Genomic DNA, 20,443 nt, shown 5'->3' with positions numbered 1-20,443 from the left:
GGTGCGCAAGAAGGCGTCAATACTTCTGACTCCAGAGTAAGTTTCATGTTCTGAAGATCTTCTGGAGCTCTTTTGGGGAGACGAGTCGCCGCGTGCGGACTCAGGCGCCGACCCGCCGCGTCACGTTCAGCAGGTACTCCTTCCGGTCCAACGGGTTGAGGTCGGTGCGCGGGCGGTCGGGGACCGCGCCCCGCAGAACCGGTGCGTAGTGGTCGAAGGCGCATTCCAGCTCACCCTCGCCGCGGGTCAGCCCCGGGAGCTGCCGCTCCAGCCCATGGACCCGGGCGACCGGGATCCGGCCCTCCAGCACGCACGAAGCGCCCCGCAGCTCGGTGGTCCCCGCGACGGCTCCCTGTTTCGCCAGCACCGGCAGCACCGCGCCCAGCGTGTCCGCCGGGGCCTCCAGCCTGAAGCGGTGCATTGGCTCGTACACCTGGGTGCCCGCCGCCCGCAGCGCGTCCATCACCACCAGGGGAGTCAGGCCCCGGAAGTCGGCGCCCGTGCTGGACATGCTCTTGTCGAAGCCCTGGTGGGCGTGGCTCTGCCGGGGCCAATAGCCGGAGTGGGTCATGCTGACCGTGCAGTCCGCCACCTGCCAGCCGTGGATTCCCTGCGCGAGCGTCTCCTTCACGGTGTCCTCGACCGCCTTGAAGAACGCGTACGGCATCGCTCCGAGCTCGACCTCCAGCCGGAATTCCACCCCGGAGCCGACCGGGGCCGGATCGACGCGCAGGCCGACGGTCGCGAGAAAGGGATTGGGGCCCTTCTTGATGAACTCGACCGCCGCGCCGCTGCCGAGGGGCCGCTCGATGCACAGGGGTGTCGTCTCGCGGAACAGGACGTCGATGCCGAACTCATCGGCCAGAGTCGCCTGGATGACCTCTTTCTGCACCTCTCCGTAGAGCGAGACGGAGATCTCCTTGCGCGTCTCGTCCTGGCGCAGATCGATCAGGGGGTCCTGCTCGGCCAATTGGGTGAGGGCGCCGTGCAGTGCGCCCTTGTCGGCCGGACGGCAGGGCTCGACGACGGTTTCGAGGGTCGGGGGCGAGAAGTGGTGCTCGCCGGCCGACGACTTCCGCGGTACGCCGATGGTGTCGCCGATCCGGATGTCCGCGAGGCCCCAGAGCTTGCCGATCCGCCCCGCCGCCACGGACTGCTCGCGCACCGCCGCACCCCGGTCGAAGACACTGATCGCGGTGACCCTGCCCTCCGCGCCGTCGCCCAGAGGCAGCCGGTCGCGCGTCCGCAGCGTCCCGGAGAACATCCGGGCGTACGCGATCTTCTCCCCGGCGGGCCCGCGCTCGACCTTGAAGACGCTGCCCGAGACCGGGCCGTCGACATCGGCCTCGGCGCGCGGCAGCAACTCCCTGATCCCCGCGATCAGTTCGTCCACCCCCGCGCCCGTCACGGCCGAGCCGAAGAACACCGGATGTACCAGGGCCTGCCCGGTCTGCCGCACCAGAGCGGCGCGGATGAGGTCGTACGACACCCGGCCCTCGACGTACGCGGCGAGCAGCGCGTCGTCGTGCTCGGAGAGCAGGTCGAGCAACGGGGCGCCGAGCCGCGCCTCGTCGAACAGGCCGAAGCGGGCGTCCCGCGTGCCCTGCGCCCGGACCTCGCCCAGGGGGACGATCGCCGGGGTGAGCCGCGCCGCGACGGCGTCGAGCACGCGCTCGCAGCACGCCCCGCCGCGGTCGATCTTGTTGACGAAGACGAGCGTGGGAATGCGCAGCCGCCGGAGCGTCCGCATCAGCACACGGGTCTGCGCCTGGACACCCTCCACGGCGGAGATCACCAGCACGGCGCCGTCGAGCACGCTCAGCACGCGCTCCACCTCGGCGATGAAGTCCGGGTGTCCCGGGGTGTCGATCAGATTGACGGTCACGTCGTCGACCGCGAAGGAGACCACGGCGGACTTGATCGTGATACCGCGCTGCCGCTCCAGCGCGAGGGAGTCGGTCTGGGTGTTCCCGTCGTCGACGCTGCCGATCTCGTCGATGACTCCGACCGAGTGCAGCAGCCGCTCGGTCAGGCTTGTCTTACCGGCGTCTACGTGCGCCAGGATTCCCAGGTTGAGCATATGCACCGGGTGTCATGTCCTTTGGAGTGGGAGTGATTCCTTCCTGGGTGGACATGAACGGTGTGCGCATCGCTGCTCCCTGATCTTGGTGGACGCTTCCCTCTCAGTGCAGCAGGCGACCTCGCCCGGCAGCAACGGATTAACGCTCAACAAATCCCCGCCGCAGCACTCGCCGCCTTCCCCGCCCGGCCCTAGAGTGACGCACACCACGTAAAATGGCTGATACCCCTCACCTGGCTCTCCGGGAGGGCACATGACCCGCATTTCGGTGAAGGTGGACGGCACCACGTACGAGGACGAGGTCGAACCCCGCCTTCTCCTGGTCCACTATCTGCGCGACCACCTGGGTCTCACCGGCACCCCGATCGGCTGCGACACGTCGAACTGCGGGGCCTGCACGGTCGACCTGGACGGGGAGACCGTCAAGAGCTGCTCGGTCCTGGCCGTCCAGGCGGACGGGAGCGAAGTGACCACCATCCAGGGGCTGGCGCACGACGGGGAGTGGCACGCGCTCCAGAAGGCGTTCCACGAGCGGCACGCGCTCCAGTGCGGCTACTGCACCCCCGGGATGATCATGGCGGCCCGCGATCTGCTGCGCGAGAACCCGGCCCCGGGCCCTCAGGAGGTACGGGAGGCCCTGGAGGGCAACCTCTGCCGGTGCACCGGCTACCAGAACATCGTGCGCGCGGTCCTCGCCGCCTCCCGACAGGAGGTCTCGCCGTGACGGACCAGATCGTCGAACCCGAGGTCGGTCGCTCCCGGCCACGCAAGGAGGACGCCCGTCTGGTCACCGGGCAGACCAACTGGACCGACAACATCAACGTCAACGGACTGCTCCACCTGGCCATCCTGCGCAGCCCCATGGCACACGCCCGGATCGACCGGATCGACGTCGCACCCGCCCGCGAGCGCCCCGGCGTGGTCGCCGCGTTCACCGGCCAGGACCTCGCCGAGGGCCTCGGCTCACTCCCCTGCGCCTGGCCGGTCACCGAGGACATCGTGCTGCCCGACCACCCGCCGATCGCGGTCGACGAGGTCCGGTACGCGGGAGACCCGGTGGCCGTCGTCGTGGCCCGCGACCGGTACGCGGCCGCCGACGCCCTGGAGGCAGTCGAGGTCGACTACACACCCCTGCCCCCGGTGCTCGACCTGGAGGCCGCCCTCGCCGAGGACGCCCCACTGGTCCACTCCGACAAGGGCACCAACCGCTGCTACGTCTGGCCGCTGGCGACCGGTGCGGACTACGGGGCCGTGCGGGAGCGCGCGGACGTCGTCCTGAAGCGCCGCTACGTCCAGCAGCGCCTGATCCCCAACGCGATGGAGCCGCGCGCCGTCGTGGTCACCCCGCTCGCCGCCTCCGGCGAGTACACCGTCTACTCGGCCACGCAGATCCCGCACATCCTGCGGATCATGCTCGCCGTCGTCACCGGCATCCCCGAGCAGAAGCTGCGCGTGATCGCCCCCGACGTCGGCGGCGGCTTCGGCTCCAAGCTCCAGGTGTACGGCGAGGAGGCCCTCGCCCTGGCCGTCGCCCGGCGGCTCGGACGGCCCGTGAAGTGGACCGAGTCGCGCTCCGAGGGCTACCTCGCGACGCACCACGGCCGCGGCATGATCCAGGACATCGAGATCGCCGCCACGAACGAGGGCAGGCTGCTCGGCCTCAAGGTCGACCTCCTCGCCGACATGGGCGCCTATCTGATGCTCGTCACCCCGGGCATCCCGATCCTGGGCGCCTTCATGTACCCGGCGATCTACAAGATGGACGCGTACGACTTCACGTGCACCGGCGTCTTCACGACCAGGACGCCGACCGACGCCTACCGCGGCGCGGGGCGCCCCGAGGCGACGTACGCGATCGAACGGATCATGGACGAGCTGGCCGTCGAACTCGACCTGGATCCCATCGAGTTGAGGCGGCTGAACTGGATCAGGCACGAGGAGTTCCCGTACACGTCCATCGCGGGTCTGACCTACGACAGCGGCAACTACGAGGCCGCCACGGACAAGGCGCTCGCCCTCTTCGGATACGACAAGCTGCGCGCCGAGCAGGCGGACCGCAACCGGCGCGGCGACCTGGTACGCCTGGGCATCGGCGTGTCCACGTACACCGAGATGTGCGGGCTCGCCCCCAGCCGGGTGCTGCGTGACCTGCGGTACGCGGCCGGTGGCTGGGAGGCGGCGAGCATCCGCATGCTGCCCACCGGCAAGGTCGAGGTGGTCACCGGCACCAGCCCGCACGGGCAGGGCCATGTGACCTGCTGGAGCCAGATCGCCGCCGATGTGCTCGGGGTGCCCTTCGAGGACATCGAGGTGGTGCACGGCGACACCAGGGCGGCGCCCCAGGGCATGGACACCTACGGCTCCCGCTCGCTCGTCGTGGGCGGGGCCGCGGTGCACCACGCGGCGCGCAAGGTGGTGGAGAAGGCGCGGAAGGTGGCCGCGCACCTGCTGGAGGCGAGCGAGCACGACCTGGAGTTCACGCACGGCGTGTTCTCCGTGAAGGGCTCGCCCGAGGCGCGCAAGACCATCCAGGAGGTCGCGTTCGAGACGTTCTCCTCGCACGACCTGCCCGACGGCATGGAGCCCACCATCAACGCCGAGCACCTGGTCGACCCGGACAACTTCTCCTACCCGCACGGCACCCACCTGTGCGCCGTCGAGGTCGACACCGAGACCGGACGGACCACCATCCGCTCGTACGTCTGCGTCGACGACGTCGGCAGCGTCATCAACCCGATGATCGTCGAGGGTCAGGTGCACGGCGGGGTCGCGCAGGGCATCGCGCAGGCGCTGTACGAGGAGGCCGTGTACGACGACGAGGGCAACCTCGTCTCGGGCACGATGGCCGATTACCTCGTGCCCTCGGCGGCCGACCTGCCCGAGTTCGTGACGGACCGGACGGAAACACCGGCGACATCGAATCCCCTGGGTTCCAAGGGAGTCGGGGAGTCGGGGACCATCGCCTCCACGCCCGCCGTCGTCAACGCGATCGTGGACGCGCTGCGCCCTCTCGGAGTGACCGAGGTGAGGATGCCCTGCACGCCACAGCGGGTCTGGGAAGCCCTTCGGTCCGCTCGGGCGGCCGACGGTTCCGCCCGCTCCGGTGAGGAGGCGTCGGCATGATTCCCCCCGCATTCGACTACACGCGGCCCGCGAGCGTCGACGAGGCCGTGCGCATCCTCGCGGACGCGGGCGAGGACGCGAAGGTGCTGGCCGGCGGGCAGAGCCTGCTGCCCCTGCTCCGGCTGCGGCTCGCCTTCCCCGAACTGGTCATCGACGTCGGCCGGATCCCGGAGCTGCGCGGGATCCGCGAGGACGCCGGGACGCTGGTCATCGGCGCGATGACCTCGCACCACGACGTCATCCGCGATCCGCTGGTGCGCCGGCACGCCGGACTCCTGGCTGCGGCCACCGCCACGGTCGCCGATCCCGCCGTACGCCATCGCGGCACCCTCGGCGGTTCGCTCGCACACGCCGATCCGGCCGGTGACCTGCCCGCCGTGGTCCTCGCGCTCGACGCGACCCTGATCGCGGTGGGACCGGAGGGGCGGCGCGCGATCCCGGCCCGCGAGTTCTTCGTCGACTATCTGCAGACCGCGCTGCGCCCGGACGAACTGCTGGTGGGGGTGGAGATCCCGTCGACCGAGGGCTGGGGCTTCCACTACGAGAAGTTCCAGCGGGTCGCGCAGGCCTGGGCGGTGGTCGGCGTGGCGGCGCTCGTCCGGCGGGACGACGGACACCTCGCCGAGTCCCGGATCGGGCTCACCAACATGGGCTCCACGCCCCTGCGGGCCACGTCCACCGAGGCGGCGCTCACCGGCGCCGACGCCGAACCGGGCGCGGTGGCACGGGCCGCCGAGGCGGCGGCGGAGGGCACGCACCCCTCGTCCGATCCCTCGGGCTCACCCGAGTACCGCGCGCACCTGGCCCGGGTGCTCACCCGACGCGCGGTGCTGGCCGCCCTGGAGTAGCACCCATGCCCGAGGTGAGCGGTCCGGCGGAGGTGCGGGCCCGCCTGGAGAAGACGGGGTATCTCGTCGACGACGGGCTGGCCGTGGCCTGCTTCCTGGCGCTGCGGCTGCACCGGCCGCTGTTCTGCGAGGGCGACGCGGGCGTGGGCAAGACCGCGCTCGCGTCCGCCCTGGCCGAGGCGATGGACGCCCCGCTGATCCGGCTCCAGTGCTACGAGGGCATCGACGCCTCCCAGGCCCTGTACGACTGGGACTTCCCGCGTCAGCTGCTGCACCTGCGGGCGGCCGAGGCGGCGGGCGTGACGGACGCCGACCGGCTCGAAGGGGAGCTGTACGACCGGCGGTTCCTCGTCACGCGTCCGCTGCTGCGGGCGCTGGAGACCCAGCCGTCGGTGCTGCTGGTCGACGAGATCGACCGCGCGGACGACGAGTTCGAGGCGTTCCTGCTGGAGCTGCTGTCCGAGTACACGATCACCATTCCGGAACTGGGCACCCTGCGGGCGCAGCTGCCGCCCGTCGTGGTGCTGACCTCGAACCGGACGCGCGAAGTGCACGACGCGCTGAAGCGAAGGTGCCTCTACCACTGGTTCGACCATCCCGGGTTCGCCCGTGAACTCGCCATCGTACGAAGGCGGTTGCCGCGGGTCACGGAGCGGCTGGCCGAGCAGGTGACCGCACTCGCGCAGGCCCTGCGCGCCGAGGACCTGGTCAAGCCGCCCGGGGTCGCGGAGACCATCGACTGGGCGGAGGCCCTGGACGCGCTGGGGGCGAGCGAGGTGGACGCGGAGCTGGCGGTGGCGACCCTGGGCTCGGTGCTGAAGTACCGGGAGGACGCCGAGCGGGCACGGGGACTGGATCTGGCGGCGATCCTCGCGGCACGGGAGACGTGAGCAGCGTGAACGGCCGGGACGGCGGAGACGGCCGGAGCCGCGGGGAGGGCGGAGACGGCGGGGACGAGGTGGGACAAGCGCGCGCCGTCGACGCGTCCGCCGTGGTCGTCGGGTTCGCCCGCGCGTTGCGCGCCGCGGGCGTCGACGCCTCGCCCGACCGCGTGCAGGCCTTCCTGGGCGCGCTCGACATGCTCGATCCCGGTGCGCGCTCGGACGTGTACTGGGCGGGCCGTCTCACCCTGTGCGGGAGCCAGGACGACCTGGAGCGCTACGAGCGGGTCTTCGCGGCGTACTTCGGCGGCCGGCCCGGCGGCGCCCCGGCCAGGTCCGCTCCCCCGCCGCGGACCCGGACGGTGCTGCGCGCCGCCGGTACGGTGCCCCGCCCGGCGGCGCGGGCCGAGGACGCCGTACCCGTGGCCGTGCTGGCCGACTCCACCGACGTACTGCGCCACCGGGACTTCGCCGAGCTGACCGCCGCCGAGCGCGACCAACTGCGGCGGCTGCGGGCCGCGTTCACCCTGCGCGGCGAGGCCCGGCGCACCGCGCGGCGGCATCCGGCCCGGCGGGGCGCCGTCGATCCGCGGCGCACGGTACGGGAGTTGCTGCGCGGCGGCGGGGAGCCGGCGCGGCTGCGGCACCGGGCGCGAGCGGACCGGCCGCGCCGGGTGGTGCTGCTCGTGGACGTGAGCGGCTCGATGGGGCCGTACGCGGACGCGCTGCTGCGTTTCGCGCACGCGGCCCTCCACGGCCCCCGCACCGGCGGGGCCGCACGGGGCACCCGCACGGAGGTCTTCACGATCGGTACCCGGCTGACCCGGGTGACCCGTGAACTGGCGCACCGGGATCCCGACACGGCGATGGCCGCGCTCGCGGCGGCGGTTCCGGACTGGCGTGGCGGCACCCGGTTGGGTGAGATGCTGCGCGGCTTCCTGGACCGGTGGGGGCGGCGGGGCATGGCGCGCGGCGCGGTGGTCGTCGTGCTGTCCGACGGGTGGGAGCGTGGCGATCCGGCCCTGCTCGCGGAGCAGATGCGCCGCCTGCACCGGCTCGCGCACCGGGTGATCTGGGCGAATCCGCGCAAGGCCCGACCCGGGTACGCGCCCCTGGCCGGTGGGATGGCCGCGGCGCTGCCGAGCGTGGACGCGTTCGTCGAGGGACACAGTCCGGCCGCGCTGGAGCGGCTGGCGGCGGCGGTGAGAGGAGCGGACTCTTGAGTGGAACGCACCCTGTGGTGAGCGGAGTGAGCGATGCGTGAGATCCTCCCGGCGCTGGAGCGGTGGTACGCGGCGGGCTCCCCCTTCGGGCTCGCCACGGTGGTCACGGTCAGCCGCAGCGCGCCCCGGGACCCGGGGGCCGCCATGGCCGTGGGGCCCGGCGACGAGGTCGTGGGCAGTGTGTCCGGCGGCTGTGTCGAGGGGGCGGTCTTCGAGCTGGCCCAGGAGGTGGTGGCGTCCGGCGAGGCCCGCCTGGAGACCTTCGGGTACAGCGACGAGGACGCGTTCGCCGTGGGACTCACCTGCGGCGGCGAGATCACCCTGCTCATCCGCCGGGTGACGCCCGCCGAGGACCCCTCGTTCGCCGCGGTGGCCGACTCGGTGTCCGCCGGCCGGCCCGTGACGGTGGCGACGGTGATCGAGGGACCGGCGCCGCTCGGGGCCACGCTCGCGGTGTGGCCGGACGAGGTGGCCGGTTCGCTGGGCTCCACGGGTCTGGACGTGGCCGTCACCGCCGACGCCCGCGGTGAACTGGCCCAGGGCGCCACGATCCGGCGGCACTACGGGCCGCACGGCGAGCGCCGCGAGGACGCCGTGACCGTCTTCCTCCATTCCTTCGCGCCGCCCCCGCGCATGCTGGTCTTCGGCGCGATCGACTACGCGGCGGCGGTGGCCCGCATCGGGGACTTCCTCGGCTACCGGGTCACGGTGTGCGACGCCCGCCCGGTCTTCGCCACTGCGAAACGGTTCCCGGCGGGTGTGGAGGTCGTCGTGGACTGGCCGCACCGCTATCTGCGGGGTACGACGACCGACGCGCGCACGGTGATCTGCGTCCTGACCCACGACCCGAAGTTCGACGTGCCCCTGCTGGAGGAGGCACTGCGCCGCCCGGCCGCGTACATCGGGGCGATGGGCAGCCGTCGCACCCACGACGACCGCAGGAAACGGCTCATCGACGCCGGTCTGTCGCAGGGCGAACTGTCCCGGCTGCGCTCGCCGGTCGGGCTCGACCTCGGTGCCCGTACGCCGGAGGAGGTGGCCGTGTCCGTCGCCGCGGAGATCGTCGCACTGCGGTGGGGCGGCAGCGGGGCGCCACTGACGGCGACGGGCGGGGCGATCCATCCCGGTCCCGTCGTTGCGCCTGCCGGACCCGTCGACACGCCTGGAGGAGAGCAGCATGGAACTGCATCATGAGTTCACCGTCCCCGTTCCCGTCGACGACGCCTGGCGGGCGCTCCTCGACGTCGAACGGATCGCCCCGTGCATGCCGGGCGCGACGGTGGACGACTACGACGGCAAGACCGTGACCGGTTCGGTGAAGGTCAAGGTGGGGCCCATCACGGTGACGTACCGGGGCACCGCCGTCTTCGAGGAACAGGACGAGTCCGCGCACCGGATGGTACTGATCGCGAACGGCAAGGAGACCCGCGGCCAGGGCACGGCACGGGCCACGGTCACGGGCACGCTCGCCGAACGTGACGGCGGCACGGCGGTGTCGGTGCGGACCGATCTGACCGTCACGGGGCGTCCGGCGCAGTTCGGTCGCGGCGTCATGGCGGAGGTGGGCGACAAGCTGGTCGGGCTGTTCGCGGAGTGTCTCGCGCGGCGCCTCGAGGAACCGACCGAACGGACCGAGCCACCCGAGGCGGTCGAACCACTCCAACCTGCGCAACCAGGCCAAGCGGTGCAGCCGGTCCACCCGGCCCAACCGGTCGAGCCGATCGACCTGTTGCGGACCGCCGGGCCTCCGGTCGCCAAACGCGTGGCGGTCGCGGTGGCCACCGCCGTAGTGGTACTGGTCTTCGTGCGCATACGACGGCACCGGCACGCCTGAGTGCCTCAGCCGGGGTCGACGCGGTGCAGGGTCACCTCGGTCAGCTGTCCTCCGGTCACGGTCGCGGTCATGTACGTGTGGTGCGGCTGACGGCGGCGATCGGTCGGGGAGCCCGGGTTGAGCAGGCGCAGGCCCGTCCCGGTGGTGGTGTCCCAGGGGATGTGGCTGTGTCCGAAGACCAGGACGTCGAGGTCGGGGTAGCGCTCGGCGCAACGCCGTTCGCGGCCCTGGGCGGCACCGGTCTCATGGACGACGCCGAGGCGCAGACCGTCCAGGTCGACCCGGGCGACCTCGGGGAGGCGGGCGCGCAGGGCCGGGCCGTCGTTGTTGCCGTACACCCCGACGAGCCTGTGTGCCCGCTCCTCCAGCAGATCGAGGGTGGCGGTGTCCACCCAGTCGCCCGCGTGGACGACGACGTCGGCGTGCGGGAGTTCGGCCATCAGCTGCGGCGGCAGTGCCTTGGCCCGCTTGGGCAGGTGGGTGTCGGACATCAGGAGCAGACGCACGGCACCCACCCTAGGAGCGCGGTCGTCTCACCGCGAGGAGTGCGGTCGTGGCAGCGCGCGCCCCGCCGAGAACATGGACTTCCACGATCGGTTCCGCTTGAACGGCAGCTCGAACAGCTTGGCGAACAGCCACGCTCCCAGCACCGAGGCGGGCAGTGCCAGTGTCAGCGTGAACCAGAACGCGGGCAGCCCCGGCGATACGAAATGTGGGGCCATCTTCCGGCAGACGATCATGACGATCGGCAGGTGGACCAGGTAGAGGCTGTAGGAGAAGTCGCCGAGGCCGCGCATGGGACGCGTGGCCAGGAGCCGCATGAGGACGGCGGGCCTGCCGGTGGCAACCGCCGCGATCATCATGGTCATGGCGGGCGCCACGGCGAGATCGATCCAGAAATAGTGGTCCACCGTCCACGCCGACCCCTTGATGACGACAAGGGCCACCACCGGCAGGGCGGCCAGAGCGGCGAGCCAGTGCCACGGCAGCCGCCGGACCTTCTCCGGCGCGACGACGATCCCCGCGCCCACCAGTCCCGCGACGAACACGGGGGCGAGGTTCGGGGTCAGCCAGTTCACGCCTTCCACCGGGGACGCGTTCGGCGCCAGCAGGCCACGCGCGATCACCAGGAGCGTCACGCTCGCGACCAGGACGACCGCGCCCAGCCGCCGTCGGACGAGAAGGAGGAGCGGAAAGACGAGATAGAGCTCCGCCTCCACGCCGATCGACCAGAAGGCCCCGTTCGGCGTGGGAGCCGTGAATACGTCCTGGACCACGAAGCCGTACACCAGAATCGATGCGCCGGTCGGCGGTCCGAAATGCGAGGCGGGCACCACGAACCAGGCGACCGCCAGGCTCAACGCGAGTGCCGCCCAGTAGGGAGGCAGGATGCGCCACGCGCGCCGCCGCAGGAACCGGGAAACGCCGCCCAGGTGCCAACCGTTGCGCGCCGGTGAGATGGCCAGGGAGAAACCGGACAGCACCAGGAAGAAGACCACGGCGAGACGCCCGTACATCAGCCAGCCCAGCCAGGCGGGACCCGAGTTCTCGGGAAAGCCCGGCATGGTCAGAAGCCAGCAGTGGAAGAGCAACACATACAGCGCGGCCAGGCCGCGGAGCCCGTCAAGGCCCAGCACCTGGCCGCGACCACGCGTTTCGGGCCGCTCCAGCGGTGGAGAGACGGTGAGTGGGGTTCCCATACTCTTTCTCACGTGTCGTCCCCGGCCGATGTTCAACTACCGTCCGATCATCGGCCTGTACGCCTCGGAGTCGATGAGCTGGAGCGGCCGACCGGACCGGACCGCTCAGATCAGCGTATCGACGCAGGGCCCGGCCGGGTCTCCGATCGTCCGCGCCAGCCGCCGTATCTCCGCCACGTCCAACGCCGGGTTCGCGGCTGCCGGATGAGCCAGTTCCTCGTCGTCGAGGAGTTCCGCCAGCCGGGGCCGCGGGAGGTTCGGGTGACGCGCCGCCGCGGCCCGTACGGCGGGGTCCGGGTCCCCGGTGAGGCGTTCCACGACGGCCGGCGCGGTCTCGGGGTCGCGCACGGCCAGGGCCCTGACCTCGGGGTCCTCGTGGTCGGCGAAGGCGGCCAGTCGGGCGGTCGGGAAGTTCGGCCGGGTGGCGAGGTGGGCGCGGTCGGGACCGGTGTACTCCAGGAAACCGCGCAGCAGCAGGGCCGCGGGGGCGTCGGGATGGTTCTGGGCGAGCGTGACGCGTACACCGAAGTCCTCGTCGTCGGCCAGGCGTGCCACGAGGTCCGGCGGAAGCTCGTGGACCCGTGCCGCCTTCCGGCGCAGCATCGGATGGGCGGAGAGGGCGTCCCGGCGGACGTCCTCGGGGTCCCGTGGCACCGACGGTGCGGGCCGGTGGTGGAAACCGCGGTCCGTGGGCACCTCGTAGTCGATCGCGGCCCGCTCCTCCTCGCTCAGCGCCGGGTGCACGGACACCGCGAGCCGCACCTTGGGGTCGGGGTCCACGGCGAGCGCACGGCGTTCGGCGGGTCCGAGGTCCGCGCGGTACGCGATGCGCTCCCGTACCTCCGGGTCCGGATCGGCTGCCAGCAGGACCACCACATCGGTGGGAAGGCTGGGGTTGTAGGCGATCATTCGCCGCTCGTCCTCCCCGGCCGGAGCGGTCAGGACGCTGTCCACGACGGCTCTGGTGAGGGGCTGGTAGCACAGGATGCCGGTACGTGCGTGGCAGGGCTTGGCGGGCAGCGCGCTCTCCACCCAGGCCGGATCCTCTTCGCGTGTGCGCAGCAGCGCGATGTCCCGGACGCCCGCGTCGGGGTCCGCCAGCAGCGCGGCCCGTGCGTCGGCGGACAGCCACTCCCACGCGCCGACCCCCCAGCGGCGGACCTTCGCGTCCGGGTGCGTGTGCATGGTCCGGAGCAGTTCGTTGGAGATCTGCTGGTAGAAGCAACCGGAGAGCTCGTCGTTCCCGTACGTCCTGATCATGTGGACGAGGGCCTCGTCGGGCAGTGGCTCGGGCCGGACCCGGAAAGGCATCCGGGGCCCATCGGCGAGGTGGGCACGGACGAACCACTCCGGATCGTCGATCAGTCGTACCCGCTGGGCCGGATCGACGTGGGGATTGCGGGCGAGGAAGCTGCGGGTGTACGTGTCGGGGTGCTCGACCACCGCGTCCACGACGGCGTCGGGCAGGACCCGGTCCCGGCACAGCACCATCCGTACCGCCGCCGGACCCTCGGCGAGCAGCCGCAGCAGGACGTCCTGCGGGGTGCGGGGGTTGAGTGCCAGCCCGGCCAGCCGCCGCGCGGCCAGGTCGGCTTCCTCCCATATCCGTTCAGGCGTCTTCACCATGCGCAGTGACCCCCGTGTGTAAACCGGCCCCCGCCCCCAGGAGCACCCGGTGCCCGACCCTATCCCCCTACGTCCAGCGGGATTTCGCTCCACACCTGCTTGCCGCCGCTGACCGGCACGGTGCCCCAGGTCGCCGACATGGCCTCGACGAGGAGGATGCCGCGGCCGCCGGTGGCCTCCCAGCCGATGCTGGTGGGCTTGATCGGCGTACGGGGTGAGGTGTCGGCGACGGAGATCCGCAGGCGGTGGTTGATGAGGGTGATGTCGAGTCTGACCTGCCCGTCGGTGTGTACGAGGGCGTTGGTGACGAGTTCGGAGACCACGAGGAGCGCGCCGTCCATGCTCTCGTCGGGCACGCCCCAGGCGCGCAGGGTGCGCCGGGTGAAGCGGCGGGCGTGCCGGACCGCCTCCGGGATGCGCCACACCGTCCAGCTCTCCCGCAGCGGCCGGGTCGCCAGACCGTCGTAGCGCATCAGGAGGAGGGCCACGTCGTCGCTGCGGTTGGCGCCCGTGAGCAGTCCGTCGGCCACCACTCCGAGGTGGGCGGGGTCGGACGCGGTCAGTTCGCCGGCCAGTCGGTTCAGTCCGTCCTCGATGTCGACCTCGGCGGACTCGACGAGACCGTCCGTGGTCAGGGCGAGGACCGTGCCGCGCTGGAGTCCCAGCGGGATCATCGGGAAGTCCGCCTGGGTGACGACGCCCAGTGGTGGTCCGCCCTCGGACACGGTCACCTCCGTTGTGCCGTCCGGGTGGCGCAGCACGGGCGGGTGGTGTCCGGCGCGTACGCACCAGGCGGTGCCCTCCTCCAAGTCCACGTCGACATAGCAGCAGGTGACGAAGAGGTCGGTCTCCAGGTCCATGAGGAGTCGGTTGGCGTGCTGCACGACGACGTCCGGGGGGTGGCCCTCGACGGCGTACGCGCGCAGGGCCGTGCGCATCTGGCCCATCAGGGTGGCCGCCTGGGCGTTGTGGCCCTGGACGTCGCCGATGACGAGGGCGACGTGGTTGTCGGGCAGCGGGATGACGTCGTACCAGTCGCCACCGACCTCCAGACCCGCCGTGGTGGGCAGATAGCGGGCGACGGCGACCGCGCCGGGGATCCGGGGCAGGCGCCGCGGCAGCAGGGAGCGCTGGAGCATGCCGACCAGTTCGTGTTCGGCGTCGAAGGCGCGGGCGCGTGTCAGGGCCTGGCCCGCGAGGCCCGCGGACGCGGTGAGCAGCGCGCGCTCGTCGGAGCCGAACTCGTGCGGGTCGTCCCAGCCGATCAGACAGGCACCCGCCATCCGGCCTCCGGCGGGCAGCGGCAGGATGGCGAGACCGCCGGGGCCGACGTCGGCGAGCGCCGGTTCCAGGGGTGCTCCGGCGGGCCAGACGGCGGGGCGCCCCTCGATGAGGGCCGCCTCCAGCGTGGGCATGGCGCGTACGGGCGCGTCGGGCCACTCCGAGCGCCACTCGGAGCGCCACACCTCGGGCCAGGCTTCGGGTTCGGGAGGGTCGAGGAGGGTGACGACGAGACGGTCGCCCTCCAGCTCGGCGAGGGCGATCCGGTCGGCCCGCAGGGGGCCGCGCAGCGCGGCCACCACGGCCCGGCCGACGTCACGGACGGTGCCCGCGGTGGCGAGGGTCGAGGCGAGTCGCTGGACGCGGGCCACGTCGCTGACGCCGGAGCGCAGCTTGGAGGCGTCGGCGACGGTGCCCACGAGGTGCGCCGGACGCCCCTCTCCGCCGGGCACGAGACGGCCGCGCAGCCGTAGCCACTTCGGCTCTCCGGAGGGCTGGAAGATGCGGAACTCCAGCTCGCGCTCGCCGATGGACATGTGGTCCGCCTCCACCACGGACATCAGCGTGGGCAGGTCCTCGGGGACGGTCATCGACAGCAGGCTCTCGACCTTGCCGTCGAACTCGGCCGGGTCGAGGCCGAACAGCTCCAGCATCTCGCCGTCGACCTCGAGGTGTCCGGTGTCCATGGCGAGGTCGAACGAGCTGGTGGGCCGGGCGGCGGCGCGCGGTGAGCCGGGCACGGGGGAGACGGCGGCCTCGGCGATCAGGCCGAGGCACTCCCGGTCCTCCTCGTCGAAGCCGCCCGGGCGCTCGCCGGCCGCCACGAGGCAGCCGCCGTCCGGCAGGGGCAGGACGGCCAGCCAGAAGTCCTGGGACGGCAGCCTGCGGGCGTCGGCGCAGCGGGCGATCTCCGCCGGGCCGAGCCACAGCGGTCGGCCCGAGCGGTACGTGTCCACCGCCGGGGAGCCGCCGGTGAGGACATAGCTGTCGCGCAGGCCGTAGAGCGTCCTGGGGACGCCTGCCGACTCGGACAGGTACAGCTCGTCGCCGCTCCCGGTGGGCGAGTACACCGCGACGACGCTCGCGCCCGCGAAGACGAGTGCCTGTTCGAGCACGCGGCGCTGTCGCTCGCGCGGGTCCAGGTCCGGGGTGGGCGTCTTGAGGGCAAGTTCGGCACGCAGCGTCCTCTTTCCGCGTTCCGCAGCGCCCTCACTGACCACGTCCGCAATTACAGCGCTTCCGGGACGCTCGCGCAGCCCCTGCGACCGTTCCGGGGCCGTCAGGCCTGCGGCGGAGCCCGCAAGCGGCACCCTGTGCCGCGCGTGGCGTTCGCCGTGCGGGAAAGGCCGTCACGAGGGAGCCTTGATCCCTGAGTCCCGTCGCGCGGCCCTGCGAGGAGGTGGTCGGCGTGTCCGACTGGCAGGGGTCCGTACAGGCGCCGGCGGGTCGGCGGACGCCGGTCGGGCGGCCGCTGCTGTCGCTGACGCTGGCCTCGATGATGGAGGAGGTCCACGCCCACTCCGGGGCGGTGTACCTGCTGACGCCGGGTGAGGCCGTGCTGGAGATGGCGGTCATGGCGGGCATGCCCAGGTCGTTCGCGGCGCCGTGGGAGCGGGTGGGGCTCAACGCGCCGATCCCGGTCGCCGTGGCGGTGCGCGAGCGGCGGCTGGTCTGGGTCGGTGGCGAGGAGGAGATGGCCCGCCGCTTCCCGCGGATCGCCGTGGTCCTGCCGTACCCCTTCGCGCTGGCCGCCCTCCCGGTGGCGACCGCGGGCACCGTGTACGGCGCCGTCTTCGTGACCTGGCCCGGGACGCATCCGCTGGACCTCTCCGACCGGGAACGCGACCATCTCACCGCGTCCTGCGCCCGGCTCGCGCTGCGTCTGGAGCGGGCGGCGGCGGAGCGGCGTCCGGTCAACCCCGAGCCGGATCTGCTGGCGTCGTCCGCGGGACCGGCCGCCGACGTACTCGGCACGGTGGAGGCGGCGCGCATGGTGGCGCGGTTGCCGTACGGGCTGTGCGCGCTGGATCTGAACGGCCGGATCAGCTTCGCCAACGCCGCGACGGCCGACATGCTCGGCGTCCCGGTCAGCGGGCTGCTGGGCACCCAGCTGTGGGCGTCGGTGCCCTGGCTCAACGACCCCGTCTACGAGGATCGTTACCGGGCCGCGCTCCTCAGCCAGCACGTGACGTCGTTCGTGGCGCTGCGGCCGCCCGGCCACTGGCTGTCGTTCCGGCTCTATCCGAGTACGACCGGACTGAGCGTGCGCATCTCCCGGGCCCGGTCTGTGGCCGAGATGGGGCGCGTCGAATCGCGGCACGAGGATGACAACACCACCCCGCGCCTGGTGACCATCTCCCAGGTGCTGAGCCTGGCCGGCGCGCTCACCCAGGCGGCGGGCGTCGACGATGTGGTGCAGCTGGTGGCGGACGAGATCGCGCCGGCCGTGGGCAGCAAGGCCCTGGTCGTCCTCGGCTCGCGATCCGGCCGGCTGCACGTGCTCGGCCACCGGGGGTACGCGGACGCGCACATCGTGGAGCGCTGGCACGGGGTGCCACTGAGCGCGCAGACCCCGGGCACCCAGGCCCTGAAGACCGGGGTGCCGGCGTTCTTCGACTCCCGTCAGCAGCTGGAGCACCTCTACCCGGACCGGTGCGCGACACCCGACGGCATGGCGGCGTGGGCGTATCTGCCGCTGATCGCGTCCGGACGGCCGGTGGGCACCTGCGTCCTCGGGTACGCGGAACCGCACACCTTCCCGGCGGACGAGCGTGCCGTGCTGACCAGCCTCTGCGGTCTGATCGCGCAGGCCCTGGAGCGGGCCCTGCTCTACGACGCCAAGCTGCAGCTGGCGCATGGTCTGCAGGCCGCGCTGTTGCCGCACACGTTGCCTTCGCTGCCCTCGATCGAGGCGGCCGCGCGCTATCTCCCGGCTACTCAGGGGATGGAGATCGGCGGGGACTTCTACGACCTGATTCCCTCGGACGGTCTGGCCGCCGCGGTCATCGGCGACGTGCAGGGGCACAACGTGACGGCGGCGGGCCTGATGGGGCAGATCCGCACGGCCGTACGGGCCTACACGACCGTCGGTCAGCCGCCGGAGGAGGTCATGCGCAGCACCAACCGGCTGCTGATCGACCTGGGGGCCGAGCTGTTCGCGAGCTGTCTCTATCTGCGTCTCGACCCGGCGCGCGAGGTGGCCGTCATGTCGCGCGCGGGTCATCCGCCCCCGCTGCTGCTGCGACCGGACGGGCGGGTCCGGGTGCTCGACCTGGCCGGTGGGCCACTGCTGGGGATCGACGCGGCCGCCACGTATCCGACGACCGAGGTGCCGCTCGTCCCCGGTTCGGTCCTCGCCCTGTACACCGACGGTCTGATCGAGTCGCCCGGCGTGGACATCGAGGACGCCCTGGCCGACCTCGGTCGGAAACTCACCGAGGGCGGTGACCTGTCGCTGAACGCGCTGGCCGACCGTCTCGTCGAGCAGACCGGGGCGGTGACGCAGGAGCGGCTCGACGACGTGGCGCTACTTCTGTTGCGGGTGCGTCCGCACGACTGAGCGGTACCGGAACCCCTCGGCGTCCGCCCCTCTCGTGAGCGGCGGGGGAAACGCGGTGGGGTCCGGCCCTCCCGCCGGAGGGCCGGACCCTTCCACTGCCGACCGGGCCGTGGTGGCACGGCCGGGTCAGTGGCTCGTGGTCACCGGTATCACGGAGTGCTGGTCACCAGGCCGGAGCCGGCGTCCATACCAGTGCTGGACTGGTCGCTGCCGGTCCCGGACTGGTCGCCCGCGGCCGGGGCGGGGGCCGCCGGGGCCGTGGCCGCCGGGGCGGGCGCCGCCGGGGCCGGGGCTGCCGGGTCGGTGGGCGCGGCCGCCCATCCCGGGGCGGGCGTGCCCCCGGCCGGCCCCGGCCGGCTCGCCCGCGGCCGGGTCGGTGGCCGCCGGGCCCGTGGCCGCGGGGTCGGTCGCCGCCGGGTCCGTGGCTGCCGGATCGGTGGCCGCGGGGTCGGTCGCCGCCGGGTCGGTGGCCGCGGGGTCGGTTGCGGCCGGGTCGGTCGCCGCGGCGCTCGCGTCGCCGGCACCCGCGGCGCCACCCGCGCCGAGCGTCGCGCCGGTCGCCTGGAGGGCGGCGGTCACGGGCTGGAAGAAGGTCTCGCCGCCGACGGTGCAGTCACCGCTGCCGCCGGAAGTCAGGCCGATCGCACTGCCGTCCGCGGTGAACAGGGAGCCGCCGCTGTCGCCCGCCTCGGCACAGACGTCGGTCTGTATGAGACCGGTGACGGTGTCGACGCCATTGGGGTCGGTCTCACTCTGGAAGTTGACCGTGGCGTCGAGACCGGTGACCGAGCCGTCGTGCAGACCGGTGGTGCTGCCCATCCGGAGGACCTGCTGACCGACCGTGGCATCCGCCGCCTGGGTGATCTGGACGGTCTTCCCGTTGCCTTCGTTCACCTCGCTCGCCGTCTGGGTGGCGGGGTCGTCGTACTTCACGAGGGAGAAGTCGCCTGCACCGGGGAAGGTGGCCTGGTCGACGGTCGCGATCGGCTGCCCGTTCTGCGAGTCCGACCACTGCTTGGCCGCGACACCGCAGTGCCCGGCGGTCAGGAAGGCGGGGGCGCCGTCGCTCGCTGTGACGTTGAAGCCGAGGGAACAGCGGACGCCGCCGGCGTCCGTCTGGGCGAAGATCGCGTCACCGCCCGACACGAACGTCTTGAACGTACCGGCGGACTTCTTGACCGTGGCCACACCGGAACCGAGCGAGTCGACGGTCGACGTCAGCTTGGCCCACTTCGCACCCGTGACGGTGCTGTCGGCGGTGACCTGGACCTGGTTCGTCTTGGGGTCGATCGACCAGGCGGTGCCGGGGATGGTCGCGTCGGACTTCAGTGTCTTGGCAGCCGTCTTGAGCGTGGACAGGCTGTTGTTGACGCTGCGGGGAACAGCGCCGGCCTTCTCGACGGTGTTGACGACATTGCTGTTGTTGCCGACGACATTGATGATGACCTGCTGCTTCGAGGCGTCCCAGTACGCGCCGCCGAAGGCGTCACCGAGCTGGGAGGCGATGAGCGAGGCCAGGCTCGAGGCGTCCGCGGACTTCAGCGTCTTGGGAGCGGCGTCCTTCGCGTCGGTCTGCGAGGCGTTGGCGTGGGGCAGCAGCAGGGCCGCCGCTCCGAGCGCCGCGACGCCTCCGACAGCGATGGCGGCCTTGCGCTTGGGAATCCTTTTGTGACTCAACTCTTTGACCTCCTGGGGACGGGGTCGAGGCCACCGTCCGGCGGCTGACTAGGGGGCGCCTGGATGCCTGTTGATACGCGTGAGCCGCGCGGGCTGTTCAACTGTGTTTAGAAAAGAGCTGAGTTGGCTCGGCCAAACACACGAAATACCAGGCAATCGGGCCATTACACCGAGTGAGCGGCTGATCCGACACGTTCCGCCACCGATTGGTGACGGTCCGTCTTCCGGCAGGAACGGAATCCCGGCTTCAGGGAATCTGCACATCGAATACGCAGGCGCGTCACGGTGGACAGCGGATCTGCACACTCGCGCGCCCCCCTCCGCGCCATTGCGGTGGGACTGTCCCTTTCGAGCACGGGGCGACAAGCGCGAGGACGGAACAATGCCGCGCAGCATGTGAAGAACTGACTGCCGAGACGTGCGCACACCTGCACGGTTGGGCCCTGGCCACGCTCAACTTCGCAGGTGAGAGCCCCGGTTGATTGGATGCGCGCGCCGCGAGCGTGCTTTGATCCGTTGCACCGCGGAGGTCGCAGCCAGGCATCCGGGAACGGGCGCCGCACAGCGCCCGGAATCGGGTACCGCACCCCCGCGGTGGCGGCCGTCATCTG

General features: G+C 72.1%; 14 protein-coding genes. 8 read left to right on the top strand and 6 right to left on the bottom strand.

Annotation, left to right across the window (positions count from 1 at the left end):
• Window positions 1-100: 100 nt before the first annotated feature.
• Window positions 101-2,086, bottom strand: a complete 1,986-nt coding sequence (locus KVT44_RS34755; RefSeq protein WP_217571313.1) for a translation factor GTPase family protein — start codon at window positions 2,084-2,086, stop codon at window positions 101-103.
• A 247-nt stretch (window positions 2,087-2,333) separates the two neighbouring features.
• Here KVT44_RS34755 and KVT44_RS34750 point away from each other — a divergent pair, with 247 nt between their 5' ends.
• The 7 genes from KVT44_RS34750 to KVT44_RS34720 all read left to right on the top strand — a co-directional run bounded on the left by KVT44_RS34750 (window position 2,334) and on the right by KVT44_RS34720 (window position 9,989).
• A complete protein-coding gene (locus KVT44_RS34750) occupies window positions 2,334-2,804 on the top strand; it encodes a (2Fe-2S)-binding protein (protein WP_054236554.1) in 471 nt (156 codons plus the stop codon).
• Entirely contained in the window at window positions 2,801-5,203 is a 2,403-nt protein-coding gene (locus tag KVT44_RS34745; protein WP_099919046.1) for a xanthine dehydrogenase family protein molybdopterin-binding subunit, read from the top strand. The genes KVT44_RS34750 and KVT44_RS34745 overlap by 4 nt, the downstream gene beginning before the upstream one ends.
• Window positions 5,200-6,051, top strand: a complete 852-nt coding sequence (locus tag KVT44_RS34740; RefSeq protein ID WP_190171103.1) for a xanthine dehydrogenase family protein subunit M — start codon at window positions 5,200-5,202, stop codon at window positions 6,049-6,051. The genes KVT44_RS34745 and KVT44_RS34740 overlap by 4 nt, the downstream gene beginning before the upstream one ends.
• A gap of 5 nt (window positions 6,052-6,056) precedes the next feature.
• Window positions 6,057-6,941, top strand: a complete 885-nt coding sequence (locus tag KVT44_RS34735; protein WP_254650302.1) for a MoxR family ATPase — start codon at window positions 6,057-6,059, stop codon at window positions 6,939-6,941.
• Between the two features lie 68 nt (window positions 6,942-7,009).
• Window positions 7,010-8,155, top strand: coding sequence for a VWA domain-containing protein (locus tag KVT44_RS34730; RefSeq protein ID WP_217571439.1), 1,146 nt, complete (start codon window positions 7,010-7,012; stop codon window positions 8,153-8,155).
• A 33-nt stretch (window positions 8,156-8,188) separates the two neighbouring features.
• On the top strand, window positions 8,189-9,349 hold the full coding sequence (locus tag KVT44_RS34725; protein WP_217571311.1) for an XdhC family protein: 1,161 nt from the start codon (window positions 8,189-8,191) through the stop codon (window positions 9,347-9,349).
• Window positions 9,333-9,989, top strand: coding sequence for an SRPBCC family protein (locus KVT44_RS34720; protein ID WP_217571309.1), 657 nt, complete (start codon window positions 9,333-9,335; stop codon window positions 9,987-9,989). Before KVT44_RS34725 ends, KVT44_RS34720 begins: the two co-directional genes overlap by 17 nt.
• 5 nt (window positions 9,990-9,994) lie before the next feature.
• Here KVT44_RS34720 and KVT44_RS34715 read toward each other — a convergent pair whose 3' ends face one another.
• The 4 genes from KVT44_RS34715 to KVT44_RS34700 form a co-directional block, all read right to left on the bottom strand.
• On the bottom strand, window positions 9,995-10,495 hold the full coding sequence (locus KVT44_RS34715; protein WP_190171101.1) for a metallophosphoesterase: 501 nt from the start codon (window positions 10,493-10,495) through the stop codon (window positions 9,995-9,997).
• Between the two features lie 27 nt (window positions 10,496-10,522).
• A complete protein-coding gene (locus KVT44_RS34710; RefSeq protein WP_217571307.1) occupies window positions 10,523-11,689 on the bottom strand; it encodes an acyltransferase in 1,167 nt (388 codons plus the stop codon).
• Window positions 11,690-11,794: 105 nt separating this feature from the next.
• Window positions 11,795-13,315 (bottom strand): HEAT repeat domain-containing protein, encoded by a 1,521-nt coding sequence (locus tag KVT44_RS34705; RefSeq protein ID WP_254650301.1) that lies wholly within the window; start codon window positions 13,313-13,315, stop codon window positions 11,795-11,797.
• 59 nt (window positions 13,316-13,374) lie between these two features.
• A complete protein-coding gene (locus KVT44_RS34700; protein WP_217571305.1) occupies window positions 13,375-15,816 on the bottom strand; it encodes a SpoIIE family protein phosphatase in 2,442 nt (813 codons plus the stop codon).
• A gap of 179 nt (window positions 15,817-15,995) precedes the next feature.
• Between KVT44_RS34700 and KVT44_RS34695 the strand changes: the two genes are divergently transcribed.
• Entirely contained in the window at window positions 15,996-18,155 is a 2,160-nt protein-coding gene (locus KVT44_RS34695) for a SpoIIE family protein phosphatase (protein WP_217571303.1), read from the top strand.
• Window positions 18,156-18,281: 126 nt separating this feature from the next.
• On the opposite strand, the gene KVT44_RS34690 is transcribed toward KVT44_RS34695, so the two are convergent.
• Window positions 18,282-19,832 (bottom strand): S1 family peptidase, encoded by a 1,551-nt coding sequence (locus KVT44_RS34690; RefSeq protein ID WP_254650300.1) that lies wholly within the window; start codon window positions 19,830-19,832, stop codon window positions 18,282-18,284.
• Window positions 19,833-20,443: the final 611 nt, after the last annotated feature.

The sequence above is a fragment of the Streptomyces sp. GbtcB7 genome, from assembly GCF_019091445.1.
Taxonomy (GTDB): Bacteria; Actinomycetota; Actinomycetes; order Streptomycetales; family Streptomycetaceae; genus Streptomyces; species Streptomyces mirabilis.
Note: the sequence above shows the minus strand (reverse complement) of the source record. Positions and strands in the feature narration are given on the sequence as shown.

What these genes read in the sequence shown, in the direction of transcription:
- KVT44_RS34750 (WP_054236554.1), top strand. Translation starts at nt 2,334, where the DNA reads ATGACCCGCATTTCGGTGAAGGTGGACGGCACCACGTACGAGGACGAG.
- KVT44_RS34740 (WP_190171103.1), top strand. Translation starts at nt 5,200, where the DNA reads ATGATTCCCCCCGCATTCGACTACACGCGGCCCGCGAGCGTCGACGAG.
- KVT44_RS34735 (WP_254650302.1), top strand. Translation starts at nt 6,057, where the DNA reads ATGCCCGAGGTGAGCGGTCCGGCGGAGGTGCGGGCCCGCCTGGAGAAG.
- KVT44_RS34725 (WP_217571311.1), top strand. Translation starts at nt 8,189, where the DNA reads ATGCGTGAGATCCTCCCGGCGCTGGAGCGGTGGTACGCGGCGGGCTCC.
- KVT44_RS34720 (WP_217571309.1), top strand. Translation starts at nt 9,333, where the DNA reads ATGGAACTGCATCATGAGTTCACCGTCCCCGTTCCCGTCGACGACGCC.
- KVT44_RS34710 (WP_217571307.1), bottom strand. Translation starts at nt 11,689, where the DNA reads ATGGGAACCCCACTCACCGTCTCTCCACCGCTGGAGCGGCCCGAAACG.
- KVT44_RS34705 (WP_254650301.1), bottom strand. Translation starts at nt 13,315, where the DNA reads ATGGTGAAGACGCCTGAACGGATATGGGAGGAAGCCGACCTGGCCGCG.